The following is a 17,270-nucleotide window of genomic DNA, read 5'->3' as shown; positions in this document are numbered from 1 at the left end:
GATGAACCCCTCAGTAGTCACTGGTTTGCGTTGAGTCTTTCACTTTGGTTCGCCAAGCTGCCCGAGAAGCTGCTGGACCGCTCGTTCAAGTTGCAGATCGCGACCTTCTTCAATGGAGTCCGGAGTACGGCGGACGAGTACGTCGGGATTGTCCTCGGTGTTTTCGTAAAAGCGGCCGTCGGCGGATTTGCGGCCGATCTCGGGGATGCCGTATTGCAGGCGACCGCCGGGCAGCAGATGGATCCACCACACCGAGGTGCCGGTGCCGGGCACCGGTTCGCCGACGAAGGGACCGAGCTTCGCGTGCTTGTAGTAGTGGGGGAAGAGGCTGCCGTCGGAATAGCTCCACGAGTTCGCGAGGATGGCGCTGGGTTTGGTCCAGCGTGAGGCGGGGAGCTCGGCGAGGACGTTGCCATCGCGATCCACCGACTGGCCGGCGGATTTCGCGGAGAGATCCGCGATGAGGCGTTCGGAGAGATTGCCGCCGCCATTGAAGCGAATGTCGATGATCACGGCCTCCTTGTCGGCGCAGCGCCCGTGCAGGTTGTGGATGAAGCCTTGGTAGTTCTTCGTGTCCATGAGGCCGATGTAGATGTAGCAGAGGCGGCCCTTGGAGAGTTCCTCGGTGAGTTGCCCGCGCTGCGCCACCCAGCGGTCGTGCGCTTTGAGGAGACCGTTGACGAACGGCTCGGGTGTGACGATCTCATCCACCGGTGCGCCGCCTTGCGCCGGCTGGATGGAAAGGCGCACGGGCTGCCCAGCAGTCTTGTTGAGCAGCCTGTGGATGTCCATGTCGGCGCGGATCGGCTCGCCACTCACGGCGAGGATGATCGCGCCGGGACGCAGCAGGCTGTCGGCCCGGCCTGCGGGGCCGGTCTTGAGGTAATCGGTGATCTTCGCGCCAATGCCGGTGTGAGCGTGATCGTAGTAGAGACCGAGCGCGGCGGTCGCGTCGCCCGTCGTGACCTTCGGCTGGTACGAGGAACCCATGTGGGAGGAATTCAGCTCGCCCGCCATTTCGCTGAGCAACTCGGCGAGGTCTTCGCCGTGGCGGAGGTGCGGCAGGTGCTTCGCGTATTCCTTTTTATAAAGTTCCCAATCCACGCCGGCCATGTCCTTGCGGTAGAACTTCTGCTGGGTCATGCGCCAGGCGTGCTCGAAGAGCCAGCGCATCTCGCCCTGCAAGTCGTAGGCGATCTCGGCGGTGAAGGGAAGGGTGGCGGCGGCTCCGGTGACGAGGTTCACCTTCTCGATGCCGCCCGCGCCGAGGAAAAAGACGTTCTCGCCTTTGCCATCGGTGACAACGCTCTCCGCGGCGGGCGGAGCTTTGGTAAAGAGTGGCGAGATGCCCGGCTTGCCCAGCGGCAGCTTGTAACCGACGAAGCCGGTGGCAGCTCCCACGCTGGCAAAGACAAACGATTTGCCGTCTGGCGTGAGCTTGAAGAACTTCAAGCTCGAAGAGAACGGCGTGAGCCGCACGGTGCGGGCGGCGAGATCGTCCAGATCGGGTTCCCAGGCCGGCGCGGGTTTCTTTTCCTCCGGCTTCGCATCGGCTTTTGGCGCGGCAACGGGCGCGATGAGAAGATCGTCTGGATGAGCGATGGCGTCGTAAGCGGACTGCGTGAGGAACGTGGCATATACATCGGCTTCCGCATCTTTGGAGTCGGCGGTCTGCAAGCCATCCCGCGACGAGAGGAAGAGCAGCACCTTGCCATCGGCTGAAAACTGCGGCCCGGCGGAAACGAAGCCGCTGCGGGTGAGGTTTACCGGCGGCTTCTGGCCGCTGGCGTCGACGAGCGCGATATTGAAGCTCGTCACAGCGGAGCCGATGGTAGCGGCAAGCCAGCGGCCATCGGGCGACCACACAAACGGCAGATCGCCATCCTGGTAGGAGTAGGACAGGCCCGGCGGCATGGCGGTGACCGTCTTCTTGGTCGCCAGATCCATCACCACGAGGCGGGTGCGGTCTTCGAGGTAGGCGATGCGCTGACCGTCCGGCGAGTAGGCCGGTTCGGTGACATCGGTCGTCGTATTGGTGATCCGCGTTTCCTTCAAAGCGCCCGGCGTCTGAAATGAGGTCGCGCCCGGCGTGTCGAGCGTCGTCTCGTAGGCGTCGTAGCGGCCATCGCGTTCGGAAGCATAGAGCACAGCCTTGCCATCCGGGCGAAAGCTCACGTTGCGCTCGTGCTGCGGCGTGTTGGTGAGGCGGCGGGTGCGACCGCTGGCCGCATCCACCACGAAGACCTCGCCTCGGGCGATGACGGCGATTTCGGAGCCGTCCTGGTTCGCGGCGATCTCGGACACTTCCTCGTTCATCTTCACGAAAATGGTGCCGCCGAGCAGCGAGCCTTGGCTGATGCGCACCTCGATGCGTTTCGGTTCCTTCGCATCGTGATCGAGACGCCAGATTTCGCCGTCGTAGCCGTACACCAGGTCGTTTTGGCTGGTGCGGCTCAGGAAACGCACCGGATGCGTCTGGTGCGAGGTGATCTGCACCGGCTTCGCATCGCCTTCAAACGCCATTTTCCACACGTTGAAACTGCCGGACTGCTCGCTGAGCCAGAAGACTGATTTTCCATCCGCGCTGAAAACCGCGTCGCGATCCTCGCCGCGCCATGTCGTGAGCTGGCGATGCGTCTTCGCCGTGGTGTCGTAGGCCCAGATGTCGCGGGTGGCTTCCGAGACGGCATGTTTGCGCCACTGATTTTCCGGGGCGTTGAGGCTGGTGTAGAGGATGAAGCGGCCATCCGAACTTGGCTTGGTGTCGAGCGCCGGCGTGGGAATGATCAACCGCTCGCGGCCACCGGTGACGGGAATGGAATAAAGCTGGATCGAGGCGCCGCTGAGGATGCCGCCGAAAGCTACTTTTGAATCGCCGAGGCGCATCGAACTAAACAGCACCGACTTCCCATCCGGCGTGAACGCCTGCGGGGTGTCCGCCTGCGAATGCGTGGTGAGCCGCCGGATCTCCCCGCCCTTCGCGGGCATGATGAAGACGTCCGCATTGCCATGCCGGTTCGCGCTGAACGCGATGCTCCGACTGTCGGGCGACCACACCGGATTGCTTGCGATAAACTCCGCGCTGGTCAGCGGCAACGCCTCGCCGCCGCCGGCGGGAACCCGCCAGAGCTGCCCGCCGTAGACGAACGCGATGTGCTGCCCGTCGGGTGAAACCGCCGGGTAGCGCAGCCATAAGGGGCGGTCGGAAGTATCGGCCTGAGCGATCAAGGGCGCACTGCCCAAGGTCAGCAGGAATCCGGCCAGTAGGCGACTCGCCAGAGTGGGAGACAGACGGAAACGGCGCATAAGGCTCTCCGGTGGGGATGACGATGGGGGCGGGCCGTTGCGGAAGCGCTCAGCCTGCCGCTTGTGCAGGATCGGGATCAGTAAATCCGGGATGTGTCAGTCGATCTTGATGCTCTTGACCGTAATGCAAGTCAGCCTGCGCGCTGCCAGAACGGTGGCACAATGTTGCCGCGCCGGACGGCCATGACCAGCATCACCAGGCCAGCGGTGGCACCGATCAGCAATGCGACAATGGTGGCTTCCATCCCGAACTTGCCACCGGTCAGCAATTCCGGCCCTTCGATTGTAGCCTTGAACAGGCCGGGCTGTTCGAAGGCGCCGGACACTGATCCGGAGAAGATGCCGCCTTGGGTGAAGTTCCACGCGATGTGAAAGCCGATGCTCAGCCACAAGCGACGGGTCAGCATATAAGCGGCGGCAAGCAGCAGGCCCGCTTCAATGGTGATGGCAATGGCCCCGACGATGTTGCCGTCAGCGTTGGACAAATGCCGGAAGCCGAAAAACAGCGCCGAGAACAACAACGCAATCCAACTGCCGAGCAATTCCTCGACATTGCGGAAAATTGTCCCCCGGTGCAGCAGTTCCTCGAAGACCCCGGAACTCAGCGCCATGGCGACAGACGGCAGCAGGAGCGCCAAGGGGTTGATTCCTTCAATGCGGTAAACGCCGAGCGCCATCAGGACCAGCACGCAAAGCGTGTAGAGGCCGGCGCCGATCAACAGGCCCAGTCCAAGTTCACGGCCCATCGCCGGCAGGGCCAGCTCACTGACCGGGCGCTGTTCGATGAACTTCACAAAAGCGATATACACGGCAAAGCCAAGAGCGGCCATCAAGGCTGCTATGGCGATGCCTATCAGTGGCGAATCAGCAAAAGTATTTCCCCAGAAGCCGTTGCTGATGCCCATCATCAGGAACAGCAGCGGGCCGAGCAAGATCAAGCGGACAAGCGGGAATTGCAGGACACGCAGCCACAGGGCCGGTTTCGCATGGGTGTTTTCAGTCATGCCGGTTCCTCAAGCCAATATTCAATCACCCAGATTTCCTCACTTTGCCGCCTTCGCCCAGTCTGGAATGTGCCAGTTGATCTTGATGCTCTTCGGGCAGGCATTCGAAAGCTTGCGCTGCGGGTTGTTGATGAAGGCCACGCCCATATCGGCCACGCAGGACTGGTAGGCCAAGGAACCGTGGCCTGCTTCCGGAATCAGGAAGGCTTGCGCGTTGGTCATTTTTTCAATGGCCACCTGGGCCCAGCTTGCCGGTGTCTGGGTATCATAAAGACCGCCGATGGACAGGGTCGGGATGTCGCTCACTACGGGCGTTTGCCAGTTCTCACGCGGTTGCGGCTTGAAGGGAATGCAGGAGCCAAAGAAGTTCTTGGCAAGCGGATCATAGGCGTCGCCAATGTAGGGATACTTCTGGCTCGCTGTAAATTTCTGATAACCCTCGAAGCTGTTGTAAGGAATGTCCTCCTGACAGGCATAATTGTAGAGATACATGTCGTTGAAGAATGCAGTCTCAGACGCAGCCGTATCGCGCTGGATGATGGCAAAGGAGCCGGACAACTCTGCCGCACTCATGCCCTCGATCAGGGCCAGAAGCCGGGTGCTCGCCTCGCCCGTGGTGTGGGCTTTGACAAAGGCGCTGAGATTCTCTTTTGAAGCCTCCGTGTTCTGAAGCGCAACATAGTCAGCCACAATCTTCCCGGTCTTTGACGCATCTCTTGCTTTCTCAGCAATCAGCGCCTTCTCCAGTTCCTGGTCGAACAACGCAGCCACGGGTCCGTAATTCGCGCTGGCGTCCAGCGCATCCCGCAGTTCTTCCATTACATTCAGGTTCGAACGATCAACCCGCTGTGCAATCGCCGCATTGTCAGCCAGCGTGTCGATCAAGGCGCGCTGCTGTTTCGGCAGTTTGGCCGAAGCGGCCGCCACATCGTCATCGCCCGGCGTGGGCATGACGAAGTCCCTGCCCACCAGCATGTCAACCGTCGGCATTTCCTTGCCACGGTGAAGTTCATAGATGAAGGCCGGGATATAGGGCGTCATCGACAGGTTGCCGTATTTGCCGTTGCGCTCATCGAAGGGGCGGAAGATAGTCTCGGGCGTGACGGGCTTGCCCTGGTGGATGACCTTGCCCTGTTTCGCCATTTTCAGCGTTTCAATGATCACCTTATCCAGATCAGGATAGGTCTTGTTGCAGGTCTCATCTGCCTTGCATTGCACGACCACGTTCTCAATGGCTTCGCCGATCTTGAGCGTGAGGGTTTCATAAAGTTTAACCCAGGGTGGGGCCACGCCATCAATGATGACCGAGCGAATGCCCTCTGGCGCCACACGCATGGTTTCCAGCGCCAGCTTGGTGCCGTAGGAAATGCCGTAGAGATTATAGGTCGGATAGCCGAGCGCCCTGGTGATGGTGCGCACGTCCTTGGCATTCTCGAAGGTGTTGTATTTCGCAATGTCGATGCCCGCTGCTTCGATTTCCTTCAGGCAGTCGCTGATGGTGTTGCTGTCCTTGTTCGCACCAGTGATGTCGGTGGTGGTGTGTTCCTTTTTTGCAATCTTGGCCGCATTCACGGCAAGCGCATTGAAGCACTTCACGGACTGGCCCGAGAGACCGGCGGAACGCTGGTCCCAGAACACCACGTCGCGGGTTTTACGAAAAGGATCAAAAGTGCCGGCTATCAGAGGGATCTGGTTGATGGCGCTGCCGCCGGGACCGCCTTGCAGATAGACCAGCGGATCAGGTTCAGGATATTGCGACCAGGATTTGAGGATCGAGAACTTGAGGGTAATCTTCTTGCCATCAGGCTTGGAATTGTCTTCCGGCACCTGCACCGTGCCGCAGAACACGGTCTTTCCTTCGATCTCATTGGCCGGCAAGGGGCGCGGACACAAAATCTGCGCGATGGGCGCCTTTGGGTCAGCTCCGCCGGACTTCAGCGTTGCGAAGTCATCGCCCGCATTTCCGGTGAGTACTGCGATCAATGCGAGAATCTGATGATAGTTCATGGTGTCCACTCCATTCCAAGCCGAAACCCTTTATGCAGCCATCCGGGAGTTGGAGACAGAAAGAAACGGCGCATAAGGCTCTCCAGTGGGGATGACGAGGGCGGCAGACCGTCACGGAAGCGTTCGGCCTGCCGCTCGTGCAGGATCGGGATCAGTTCGAGATCGTGCAAATGCCGTGGGCGCGACCCTGGCCCGTGTAAGACAGGCTGGGCGAACCGTCGGGATTGATGGTGAGGGAGAGGGTGATATCAGAACCGGTGGCTTCGAAGGCGTTGTCGTTGAATTTTTTGAGTTTGGTTTCCTTGCCGCCGATATAAATCGGGCCGCCCTTGTCGGCATGCACCTCGTAGCCGCCAGGACAGGTGGCGTTTAGGAGCGGGATACCGCCCTTGGAAGCGCCCGCTCCACTTTCGTCAGCGCGGGCCATGCGGCTATCGCTGTCGCCGCCCGCATAGCTGTAATGCCCGTCCTGAATCTGGCCGCGACGGTCGAAATTACAGGTGAACGACAGTTCCCGATGACCGCCGCGCTCGAAGGAAACCCGACCGTTGCCGGTCAGGGTGCGGTTGTTCAAATCCGGATGAGTCAATTCCAGATCGCGGACCTGACCATGCTCTCGATCCAGATGGCGGCGCACTTCGTTGGTGCATTCCTGCTTCAGGTAGCCCATGTCGTCGAATGACGAACCCTCGCCTCGACCATAGGCGCTGCGTTTATCGTCATGATCCTTATTGCCGCTCACCGCAGCAGCGAGGATGGCCAGGCCGAGGACGCCCGCGCCGACCGCCGCCGCTGTCTTTTTGTCGGAATCTGAAATTTCTTCCGGGCTGACGTTCCAGCTCACCACCTCGCGGTGATCGATCCGGCAGTTAAAACGATGCTCCTTTTTGTTCCGATCCTTGACCAGGCCGGTCACCTTGTAGGAATTGCGCCCGGCTTCCTGAGCGGTCACGCCATGCGCATCGGAGTACCTGGAGTACTGGGAATCATCGAAAATCTTATCCTGACAATCCTCTATAGCATCGGTTTGGTTGTAGGCAAACGCCGCCGGTGAGGTCATCATCGCCGCCGCAATCGCCAGGCTCAAACCGTTCTTCAGTTGCTTTTTCATCAGATTCTCCGCGAGAGACCCCGTCCTTTAGGGCGGGGAGGTAGAGCGAACCGTGCAACGCACGGTCAGCCTTTGACGTTAGGTGCCGGTCTTTCCCGGCTGTCAACCCGTAAGGGTCTGGTAACGGAGCCTTGCGGCTCGCTCCCCTCGCCCATGTTGCGTAGCGGCATTACGTCCCAATCCGTTTCGTGCTTACCCTATGCGTGTCTGCAACCGGGACTTTCAGAGCTTGGAGTTGAGGAAGCGCCCCAAGGTGAGTCTTGAACCTCTACGCAACGTAGCCCCTTTTAACGTCCCTGTCAGGCGGGCTTAGGCTGGTCAACCCAGACTTGCGGCTTTAGCCACCACAAGCCTCGCCCTTTAGGGCGGGGTGATTGACTCCAATTTTTCCTCTGATATGTGGATTTGGGGTGGTACAGCTTCTTAGAATCGATAACCGAAAATCAGGCTCCAGCCGGTGACATCGGGGCCGAAAATGCCCATCGCGCCGAGGCGCAGTTTTTTTACCGGCCAGTCGTTTTTGGAAATATCGGTTTCGAGCGCCAGACCCGCCTCGAAAAAGGTGTCGAAGCCCAGCGCGTCGCGATTATCGCCGATAAACGTGGTATTGCCGAAATGACCGACCAGCGCCAGCGGATAACCGCCGACTTGCGCGTCAATCGGCTTGATCACATCAACTTGCAGGGTAAATGTGGCGATGTTGGCGTCGAATTCGACCAGATCGCTGGAACTGTCGTAGGTGTCGATGTGGTTGTAGGTCAGCCGGGTTCGGCCTTCCACCGTCCACGAATCGAACGGGCGGTTATAATCCAGGCCCAGCGTCGCCCCGACCAGCGTGGCGTCCGCGTCCCAGTCGAAGACCACGCCTTTCAGGGCCGGCTTGAGAATGGTTTCGGCAACTGGCCCCCGATAATCGGCGCTGCTTTCGAGACGCAGGAGACCGAGATCGAGCGCCGACACAAAAGTAACGCTCTGATCGAAAGGAACATTCACGCCCAGGCTCAGCGATCCGCCGTAGGATTTCCAGTCGGCCTTGACCGATTCTTGGGGCAGGAAATCGAATTTGGCTTCGTAATCCAGATAGCCGAAGGTAGCCTGCACGAATGGCTTCCAATCCCGCCCCTCCAGCGCAAATTCATGCCGTAATGGGATCTTGTAGACATTCAGCGTCGGATCATTGGCGCCGTCGACGTAATAGGTGGCGGAGGAGATGTCGGGCGTGGCAGCGAAGTTCATCATGGCGGCGTACCCCGCTCCCAATCGATCCGGCCCGGCCTGCTGGATGGCCTGTCGGCGTATTTGATCAATGGTATCGTTTGACCCCGATTGGGCGAGAACCGAGAAAGGCGCTACGACTAGCAGCCATCCACAGACTGGCGCTGCAAATTTGAGTGATTCAATCACGTTACCCGTCGTGATTTTGGTAGCCTGTTAGAAATTTCGATTTTATATTTCATGAGTTTTTAATCAATACTTCGGACAGTTTTGGTGATCACCATCAACGGGTTAGCCTTCATAGGCTGAATTAAATCGAAGTGAGGGGTTGACCAGAGTGGGATAAAATAACTCGTTGATTTTGCTTGACCTATGAGAGATGCTTGAAGCTCTGATTGTTCAAGAGGTTCCACACACTGATGTATTTTCCGTCCACGAGGCCGAAACCAAAAACTGTCCGAATCATTGCTGATCAGACCCCATCAAAGCGCTGGCGGCGGGGATGCGGAACACGGGTTGACGACCCGTGCGAAATCGAGCGGGCCTTCCCGCCTGCTCCCCTCTTCCACCCGTCGCGGGAGAGGGGCATTTTTTCCACGGCCTACGCGGTTTTCGCCATGGCCGGAGATTGCGCCACCACCTGCCAGCGACCGGCGCGATACTGCGAGATGGTCTGCTCTTCGTCCCCGATGTGGAACAGATACAGCCATTCATGATCGAGCAAATGCCTGACGATTTCATGCTTGGCGATGATCGTATCGATGTTGGAAAGCGGCGCTTCGATGAAAACACTCAGCCGCAGTGGGGTATGGCGCAACACTTCGCCGTCGTGCAACGACTGTAACGGTAGGCCGATGCGTAAATCGCCGCCGTTGCCCTCGAATACGCCGAGCCGTCCGCCCACCACGTTGTGCAGCACCTTGTTGCCGCTGCCGTAGCGCTCATTGTCGACGGTGGATGCGTAGTACTGCATGTTGATCCAGTTGGTAACCAGCATCGGTGCCGTCATGATCAGTTCCAAGGTCGAGAGATTGGGGTCTCGTCGCCACTGGTAGTCGTGCAGGAACGTGCGCCCGGCCAAGTTCAGGCACCGGGTGCGCACGCGCGGGGCCACGATGAACGCCGCGTTGTTGGCCAGCCCCCACTCGGGACGCACTTGCGCCCAGTCGGTGGCCCGCACCTTGATCACCCGCTCCAGCATCGCCGCCTGATGGATGCCGTCGCCGAGTCCGAGCGTCGCAGCCCGTTCGGCGCGCGCCCGCGTTCCGGCCTGCGCCAGCCACTGTTGCAACTGGGCCAGATCGGCGGCGTGACTGGCCGGCGCTTGATCGAGATCGTACAGGTACACCTCATCGGTGGTGGTGTTGTGCAGACCAGCCACGAAGTGAGTATCGTCCGAAATGACCAGACCCCGGGCGCGCAACCCCTGCCGCACCGCCGGATCGTTGAGCAGGGCGGCGAGTACACGTGCGTTCACCTCGCCGGTCTGGCCGCCGCACGCGCCGCAGTCCAATCCCGCTGCATGAGGGTTATTGGCGCTTTGACTGCCATGACCCGCTAACAACACCAACCGCGCCAATCCCTCGGTCAGACTCATCGCCCCCAGGACGGCTGCGGCCATGTCGCAGCGCGCCTTCGCTTCCGCCGGATCGGCGTCGTCGGCCAAAGCCGGCAGACGCGGCCGGAGATGATGAAGCTGGGTGGCGGACAGACCGGATTGCTCCACCGGCCGGGGCGCGGCTTCGAGCGCCAGGCTGTTCTTCAGCAGCTTGCCGGCATAGAGCAGTCCCATCGACTCGACGAAGGTGAACGTGGAGCTGGCCTGGGAGCGAAAGTCCTGCCAGCGTTGCCGCCATTGCAAGGTTTGCTCGCGGCGGCGTGCGATGTCCGCGCCCGACGCCGGTGAATCGCACTCATCGGTCACGCAGCGCGCCGGGGCCAGCAGTCCGGGCAATTGCGGGCGGGTCAGTGCTGTCCCCAGCGGGTTGTAGGCGATTGGCAGGCCGAAGAAGCCGGCGAACCCCAAAGTTTGGATGGACGGGCTGCTGGCTTCCAGGGCGCGGCGGAACACTTCGGAGCGCACGTCGATGCAAAACACCGCCTGCGCCGCCGGCGTCGCCGCCGGAGCCGGATCCGCCTGCAACAGACCTTGGCACAACGGCTCCTGATAGGCTCGCTCCAGGGCCTGTTGCAACAACCAGTCGTGCTGGCGGGCCGCGTGCGCCAGAGGGACCAGCCGTTCATGGCCGCGCCAGGAAGCGGTCCACTGCGCCTCGATCGAGGCCCGCTGCCCGCCCTGGTACAGCACCCATTCCCACGCGAGCCGGATCGCCAGCAGATGCACGATCCGCCGTTCGTCCTCGCGCTGGGCCAGGCCGGCCTGCCAACCTTCGTAGGCGCACCAAGAGGCCCAACCGTTGATACTCAGCAACAGCGCGGTGAAATAAGCCTCGTAACCGGACTCCGGCACGCCCAGCGCCTGAGTGGCAGCGACGATCAGCGCCATTGGCTCGTCGGGCAGGGCGTTCACCGTCTGACCGAAGTCCTGGTAACCCATCAACAGTCGCGGACCGTGATCGCCGATAGCCTGACGCCGCCAAGTGGGATACAGACCCGCCCGCCAGTCGGGTGCCCAGGTCGATTGGCCGTGATCGAAATAGGCCGCGCAATGCTGGCTGATCTGATGGGTGACGAAATCGCACCACGCCATCGCGTGTTGCAAATCGCGATGCCCATCGACCAGGTCGGTGACCAGCCGCAAGCGCGGAACGGGGGCCGCCGTTTCGTACAGACTGGCGACCAGCGCATCCACCGTGCAGGACGCGCCCGCCGCGTCGATGGCGCCTTGCAGGTGTTCGCGGCGCAAATGCCCGACTTTCCAATGGTCCAGATAGAAGGTGCGCGGCATCAGCAGCGAGGCCCCCGACAGGCTGCCCAGCGCTGCGGCGGCATCGTCAATCGGCTGATTGACATAGCCCCAGTAGGGATTGACGGCGATGAATTGGTCGAGCGGCCAGGTGGGTGCGATGCGTTGGCAGGCGCGGGTCACGCTGTGATCGAGGGCCGCGTGGGAATCGGTACGGTCGGCGACGGCGCTCATTACAGGACTCCTGGGATGGTCGTGGGAAGGTGGGAACGGACGATAGCGGTGGTTGGCTCCGGTGCCAGTCGGGCGGGCCAAAACCGGAAGGTGGCACGGGTGAACAGCTCGTCCAGATGCAAGCCGGCGTAAAACCACGGGTACAGGCGCTGCGCCACCAGACCCTGGGGCCGCGCCCGGATCACGCCTTGCAGCAGGAACAGCAGGGCGAAGCACAACAGCACCCAGCCGACCAGGCCCGCCCCGGCCCCATGTCCGGTGTCGGGCAGCGCAACCCACAGGCTGAACCACTGGTGCAAGCCGAAGTAGGCGAACGCCACGCCGAAAGCGCCCAGCAAGAGCGTCAGCGGCCAGAGTCCGCCGATGCGCAGGGCTTCAACCGTCAGCAACGGGGTCAGCGCCAGGCACACGATGCCGGCCAGCGCGTACAGCGCCGGCTGCTGACCGGGATGAATGCCCCAGAGGAAGCCGGCCACCGTCACCATGAACAGACCCGCCAGTGCGCCGATCAGGCTCGTGCCCAGTCCGACTACGGGCTGGGACGGCGTCATCTGGCGCAGGCGCGCTTGTTCCACCGCGCCGCCGGCACCCAGAAAGGCGTGCGCCTTGTACAGCGAATGCGCCACCAGATGCAGCAGCGCCAGGTCATAGGCTCCCAAGCCACACTGCATCAGCATGAAACCCATCTGGGCGCAGGTTGACCAGGCCAGCATCACCTTGATGCTGATGCGGGTCATCATCACCAGCGCAGCGACGATGGCGGTCACGCTGCCCACTACTACCAGCAAGGTTTGAGCGGCCACCGCGTCCATCATCAGCGCGCTTAACCGGATCAGCACAAAGCCGCCCAGATTCACCACACCGGCATGTAAGAGCGCCGACACCGGGGTGGGCGCTTCCATCACCTGGATCAGCCAGCCATGTACCGGCAGTTGTGCGCACTTGAGCAGGGCGGTGGCGGCAATCAGGACGGCCGCCGCCTGGAGGCTGAAGGGCAGCGCCACCAGTCCCTGAACTCGCACCAACACCTGGTCGATTTCGACACTGCCGAGGGTCGCTCCGATCAAGGCCACGGCAAGGAACAGACACAGATCCGCCACCCGGCTGGCGATAAATTTTTTGTGGGCCGCGATCAACGCCTGTGGCCGGTCGTTATAGAACGTGAGCAGTTGATGCAACGTCAGGCTCGCAGCCAGCCAGGCCAGGGCCAGCATGATCAGATTATTGGTGACGACAATCAGGCTGACCGCCGCCAGGGTGGACAGCAAGGCGCGTATGTAGCGCGCTTGGCCCCGGTCGCCGCCCAGATAGGATTGCGAGTAGCGCACGATGACCCAGCCAATGAAGCTCACCAGCAACAGGACGATGCCGCCCACCGCGTCGGTGCGCACACTTAAAGTGAGAGCGCCCAGCTTGCCCAGGGTCGCGACAGTCGGCCCCGGTACGACCGCCGGACCGCTGACCGCCAGTACTACCAACGAGAGCAGCACGCAACCCATCGCCAAGACAGTGCTTGCCTGCGCCAAAAGCCAGCGTCGCTCTAGTGCCAGCCTGGACAGGCTTGGAATCCAGGCTGCCAGCAAATAAAAGAGAGGAATCGCGAACAGTGGTATCGCTTGCATCGGCAGGGTGTCATTCATGGGCAGGGCCTCTCGTTCATTGGTAAGGTCTCCAAGGTTGTTTGCGATTGTGCAAAAGAATTGTGCGCAATTCTTTTAGTTCTGTAAAATACATAGATGTTAATTTATCGTTCTATTAAATAGATTAAAACGCCGATGTCGCGACTGAACTATCACCATCTGCATTCCTTTTGGGCGGTCGCCAAGGAGGGCAACCTGACCCGCGCCGCGACCCGCCTGCACGTATCGCAGTCGGTGCTGTCGACGCAAATCAAGCTGTTGGAGGGTCAACTCGGTCAAGCCCTGTTCACCCGGGAAGGCAGGGTCTTGCGGTTGACCGAGGCGGGGCGGCTGGCGCTGAGCTACGCCGAGGGGATTTTCACGACCGGCAACGAGTTGTTAGCACTGCTGCGCGACAGCCAGCGCCGCGAGCGCCATGTCTTGCGCATTGGGGGTGTGGCCACTCTGTCGCGGAACTTTCAGGAAAACTTCGTCAGGCCGCTGCTATTGCGGCCTGATGTGGAGTTGGTGCTTCAGTCAGGCAGCCTCGACGAGTTGTTAACCCGCCTGGGCACGCACAATCTGGATCTGGTGCTTTCCAACCGCCGGGTTCACGGCGACGCCGACCATCCCTGGCGCTGCCGGCGCATCGCCCGTCAGCCGGTGAGCTTGGTGGGCAGGCCCCGCCAGGGCAATGAAGCGTTCCGCTTCCCGGCGGAACTGGCCGAGCGGCCCTTGCTGCTGCCGGGCAGGGACAGCGACATCCGGGCCGCCTTCGATCTACTGTGCGAGCAACTGGGCCTACATTATCAGGCGCTCGCCGAAGTGGACGATATGGCGATGCTGCGCCTGCTGGCGCGCGACTCGGCAGGCGTCGCCCTGCTGCCAACGGTGGTAGTTCAGGACGAACTGCGCGGCGGGCTACTCGAAGAATATTGCGTCGTGCCGCATCTCTACGAAAATTTTTACGCGATTACGGTCAAGCGGCACTTCGCGTCTCCGCTGCTGCAAACTTTGTTGAAACGTCCGGAAGCGGACGTGCTGGGCGTGGCGCCATCGAACTCACCCTAAGTTCGGATTTCCGAAAAACTCGCGCTGCGTAGCCTAGACCACCGCGACGATGGCGGGATGCAGCAGCCGGCGCTCGGTGGTGATGGCGTAGAGCTGTTTGGTCACCGACTCGATGCGCCCAACTGCCAGGACCGCGTTGCTGGATTACATAGTCGGCAATCGCCGTGAGCGCCACGAACACCACGGTACCGCAGATTACGCTTTGCTAACCGTTGCCGAGTCATGCTGAAACTCGGTATCGATAACCTGGCTGAACGGGTCAAGTTTGCTATCAAGGCAAGGGATCGCAAATCCTCCGGTCTTAATCCGGGACTACAATTTAGGCTGAGTACCCTCACGTTCAAGGGAACCGAAGCTAATGCGTATCGTGATTTCGCCTGATTCCTACAAAGGCAGTGTTGCTGCGCTCAGCGTCGCCCAAGCCATTGAGCGGGGCATCCAACGGGTGTTCCGCGACGCCGAGATTTTCAAGATACCCATCGCCGATGGTGGTGAAGGCACGGTTGAGGCACTGGTCGCCGCAACCAGCGGTACGTTTTGCCAGACTGCCGTCACCGGGCCACTGGGCGAAATCGTCAGCGCACAATGGGGCATTCTGGGTGATGGTGCGACCGCAGTGATTGAAATGGCGGCGGCATCCGGCTTGCCACTGGTGCCGCCCGCCCAGCGCGATCCGCGTTTGACTACTAGCCGTGGCACCGGCGAACTGATCCGGATGGCACTGGACCATGGTTTGCGCCACTTGATCATTGGCATCGGCGGCAGCGCCACCAATGACGGCGGTGCGGGCATGGCTGAGGCGCTGGGGGTGCGGTTCCTGGATGCGGCAGGCGAACCGCTGCCGCCGGGCGGGGCGGCGCTGAGTCGTCTGGCGGCGATAGACCTGAGCGGTTTGGACCAGCGTTTGCGGGAAACTCAGATTCAAACCGCTTGTGATGTAGATAATCCGCTGTGCGGCCCCTGCGGCGCTTCGGCGGTGTACGGCCCGCAAAAGGGGGCGACGCCGGCGATGGTGATCGAGCTGGACCACGCCCTGCGGCACTATGGACGCATCGCCGCCCAAACCTTCGGGCGCGACGTGACGGAACAGCCCGGCGCCGGTGCGGCAGGCGGCTTGGGCGCGGCGCTACTATGGTTCACCAACGCCCGGCTGCAACCCGGTATCGAGATCGTCATCGCTGCCACTGGTCTGCGGGATTTGATCCGCCGGGCAGATTGGGTGATCACCGGCGAAGGCGCTACCGATTATCAAACCGCGTTCGGCAAAGCACCGGCAGGCATCGCCAAAGTCGCGCAGGAGTTCGGTGTGCCGGTCGTGTGTTTGTCGGGCGGTTTGGGACGTGATTATCAGGCGATTTACGCCAGCGGGATTGATGCCGCTGCCAGCACCACTCCACGCCCGATGACGCTGGAGGACTGTTTGGCGGCGGGGCCGGCGCTCATCGAAGATGCGGCGGAACGGTTGGCACGGCTGATTGCGGTAGGTATCCGCATTGCACCGTGCATGATCGTTTAGGCCGGATTTACTCCGCCTCAAAGCCGTGGCGGGTGCATTGCTGGATAAGCGGTTACAACGATCCACTGACTGGCTCTACCGTGTCCGCTGCAATGCCCGAATCCCCTGTTCCAATCCTTCCAGCGTCAGCGGATACATCCGATCATTCATCAATTCCCGCACCATTTGAATCGACGGCACATAACTCCAGCGATTCTGCGGCTGTGGATTCAACCAGATCGCATGGGGATAAGCAGCCAATAACCGAGTCATCCATACATCACCGGCTTCGGGATTAAAGTGTTCGACACTGCCGCCCGGATAAGTGACTTCGTAGGGACTCATGGTGGCGTCGCCGACCAGAATTAACTTGTAATCCGAGCTGAAGGTGCGCAGTGCCGCCAGCGTTTCCGTCTTCTCGGTGTAGCGACGACGGTTATCTTTCCACAATCCCTCGTAAACCATGTTGTGGAAATAGAAGTATTCCAGATTTTTGAACTCGTTGCGTGCCGCCGAAAACAGTTCTTCACAGACCCGGACGTGATCATCCATGGAGCCGCCCACATCCAGAAACAGCAACACCTTGATCGCATTATGCCGCTCTGGCACCATTTTCAATTCCAGATAGCCGGCATTACGCGCCGTTGAACGGATGGTGTCGTCAATATCCAATTCTTCAGCGGCGCCTTCACGGGCGAAGCGTCGCAACCGCCGCAGCGCCACCTTGATATTGCGGGTGCCCAGTTCCACCGTGTCATCCAGATTGCGAAACTCGCGGCGATCCCACACCTTGACCGCCCGGCGGTGGCGCGAGCCGTCCTGACCAATGCGGATACCTTCCGGGTTGTAACCATAGGCTCCAAACGGCGAGGTGCCGGCAGTGCCGATCCACTTGTTGCCGCCCTGATGCCGACCTTCCTGTTCGGCCATGCGCTGGGCGAAAGTCTCCATCAGTTTTTCCCAACCACCGAGCGATTCAATGAGTTGCTTGTCTTCGTCGCTCAGGGTCAGTTCCGCCAGCTTATGCAGCCATTCCAGCGGCACCTCAGCGCCGATCACCTGGTCGAACTGCGTCGCCAGGCCCTTAAAATGACTGCCGAAGACCTGATCGAAGCGGTCGTAATGGCGCTCGTCTTTTACCAGCGCCGCCCGCGCCAGGTAATAAAACTCCTCGATGCTATGTGTCGTCACCCGCTGATTCAGCGCTTCCAGCAGGGTCAAGAACTCCGTCAGCGTTACCGGAATGCTGGCTTGGCGTAATTTGAAAAAAAAGTCAGTCATCATAATGAAATACGCCCTCACTCTTAACCCCACTGCCATTAACTTGAGAACTTTCCGTTCG

General features: G+C 60.7%; 10 protein-coding genes. 2 read left to right on the top strand and 8 right to left on the bottom strand.

Going from position 1 to position 17,270, the window contains the following annotated elements; all coding sequences use genetic code 11:
- Positions 1–39: 39 nt before the first annotated feature.
- The 7 genes from BN874_RS03190 to BN874_RS03160 all read right to left on the bottom strand — a co-directional run bounded on the left by BN874_RS03190 (position 40) and on the right by BN874_RS03160 (position 13,383).
- Positions 40–3,306, bottom strand: a complete 3,267-nt coding sequence (locus tag BN874_RS03190) for a S41 family peptidase (protein ID WP_034430790.1) — start codon at positions 3,304–3,306, stop codon at positions 40–42.
- 131 nt (positions 3,307–3,437) lie between these two features.
- On the bottom strand, positions 3,438–4,310 hold the full coding sequence (locus BN874_RS03185) for a CPBP family intramembrane glutamic endopeptidase (RefSeq protein ID WP_034430789.1): 873 nt from the start codon (positions 4,308–4,310) through the stop codon (positions 3,438–3,440).
- A gap of 39 nt (positions 4,311–4,349) precedes the next feature.
- Positions 4,350–6,317 carry an alpha/beta fold hydrolase gene (locus BN874_RS03180; RefSeq protein WP_034430788.1) on the bottom strand — a complete coding sequence of 656 codons (1,968 nt, stop codon included), beginning with the start codon at positions 6,315–6,317 and terminating at the stop codon, positions 4,350–4,352.
- A 151-nt stretch (positions 6,318–6,468) separates the two neighbouring features.
- A complete protein-coding gene (locus tag BN874_RS03175; RefSeq protein WP_034430808.1) occupies positions 6,469–6,744 on the bottom strand; it encodes a hypothetical protein in 276 nt (91 codons plus the stop codon).
- A 1,107-nt stretch (positions 6,745–7,851) separates the two neighbouring features.
- Positions 7,852–8,667 carry a Solitary outer membrane autotransporter beta-barrel domain gene (locus BN874_RS03170; RefSeq protein WP_034430787.1) on the bottom strand — a complete coding sequence of 272 codons (816 nt, stop codon included), beginning with the start codon at positions 8,665–8,667 and terminating at the stop codon, positions 7,852–7,854.
- 577 nt (positions 8,668–9,244) lie between these two features.
- On the bottom strand, positions 9,245–11,743 hold the full coding sequence (locus BN874_RS03165) for a YbcC family protein (protein WP_034430786.1): 2,499 nt from the start codon (positions 11,741–11,743) through the stop codon (positions 9,245–9,247).
- Positions 11,743–13,383: an NADH-quinone oxidoreductase subunit L gene (locus BN874_RS03160; RefSeq protein ID WP_051497351.1), complete on the bottom strand. Its 1,641-nt coding sequence runs from the start codon at positions 13,381–13,383 to the stop codon at positions 11,743–11,745. The genes BN874_RS03165 and BN874_RS03160 overlap by 1 nt, the downstream gene beginning before the upstream one ends.
- 135 nt (positions 13,384–13,518) lie before the next feature.
- On the opposite strand from BN874_RS03160, the gene BN874_RS03155 reads away from it, so the two are divergent.
- Together BN874_RS03155 and BN874_RS03150 are read left to right on the top strand one after the other, a co-directional pair.
- Positions 13,519–14,433: a LysR family transcriptional regulator gene (locus BN874_RS03155; protein WP_034430785.1), complete on the top strand. Its 915-nt coding sequence runs from the start codon at positions 13,519–13,521 to the stop codon at positions 14,431–14,433.
- Positions 14,434–14,791: 358 nt separating this feature from the next.
- Positions 14,792–15,949 (top strand): glycerate kinase, encoded by a 1,158-nt coding sequence (locus tag BN874_RS03150; protein ID WP_034430784.1) that lies wholly within the window; start codon positions 14,792–14,794, stop codon positions 15,947–15,949.
- Positions 15,950–16,024: 75 nt separating this feature from the next.
- Here BN874_RS03150 and BN874_RS03145 read toward each other — a convergent pair whose 3' ends face one another.
- Positions 16,025–17,212, bottom strand: coding sequence for a vWA domain-containing protein (locus BN874_RS03145; protein ID WP_034430782.1), 1,188 nt, complete (start codon positions 17,210–17,212; stop codon positions 16,025–16,027).
- Positions 17,213–17,270 lie beyond the last annotated feature (58 nt).

The sequence above is a fragment of the Candidatus Contendobacter odensis Run_B_J11 genome, from assembly GCF_000531125.1.
GTDB classification, from domain to species: Bacteria; Pseudomonadota; Gammaproteobacteria; order Competibacterales; family Competibacteraceae; genus Contendibacter; species Contendibacter odensensis.
Note: the sequence above shows the minus strand (reverse complement) of the source record. Positions and strands in the feature narration are given on the sequence as shown.

Bases quoted from the DNA above. Each gene is read 5' to 3' on its own strand.
- BN874_RS03190 (WP_034430790.1), bottom strand. From the start codon at position 3,306: ATGCGCCGTTTCCGTCTGTCTCCCACTCTGGCGAGTCGCCTACTGGCC.
- BN874_RS03185 (WP_034430789.1), bottom strand. From the start codon at position 4,310: ATGACTGAAAACACCCATGCGAAACCGGCCCTGTGGCTGCGTGTCCTG.
- BN874_RS03180 (WP_034430788.1), bottom strand. From the start codon at position 6,317: ATGAACTATCATCAGATTCTCGCATTGATCGCAGTACTCACCGGAAAT.
- BN874_RS03175 (WP_034430808.1), bottom strand. From the start codon at position 6,744: ATGGCCCGCGCTGACGAAAGTGGAGCGGGCGCTTCCAAGGGCGGTATC.
- BN874_RS03170 (WP_034430787.1), bottom strand. From the start codon at position 8,667: ATGATGAACTTCGCTGCCACGCCCGACATCTCCTCCGCCACCTATTAC.
- BN874_RS03165 (WP_034430786.1), bottom strand. From the start codon at position 11,743: ATGAGCGCCGTCGCCGACCGTACCGATTCCCACGCGGCCCTCGATCAC.
- BN874_RS03160 (WP_051497351.1), bottom strand. From the start codon at position 13,383: ATGAATGACACCCTGCCGATGCAAGCGATACCACTGTTCGCGATTCCT.
- BN874_RS03155 (WP_034430785.1), top strand. From the start codon at position 13,519: ATGTCGCGACTGAACTATCACCATCTGCATTCCTTTTGGGCGGTCGCC.
- BN874_RS03150 (WP_034430784.1), top strand. From the start codon at position 14,792: ATGCGTATCGTGATTTCGCCTGATTCCTACAAAGGCAGTGTTGCTGCG.
- BN874_RS03145 (WP_034430782.1), bottom strand. From the start codon at position 17,212: ATGATGACTGACTTTTTTTTCAAATTACGCCAAGCCAGCATTCCGGTA.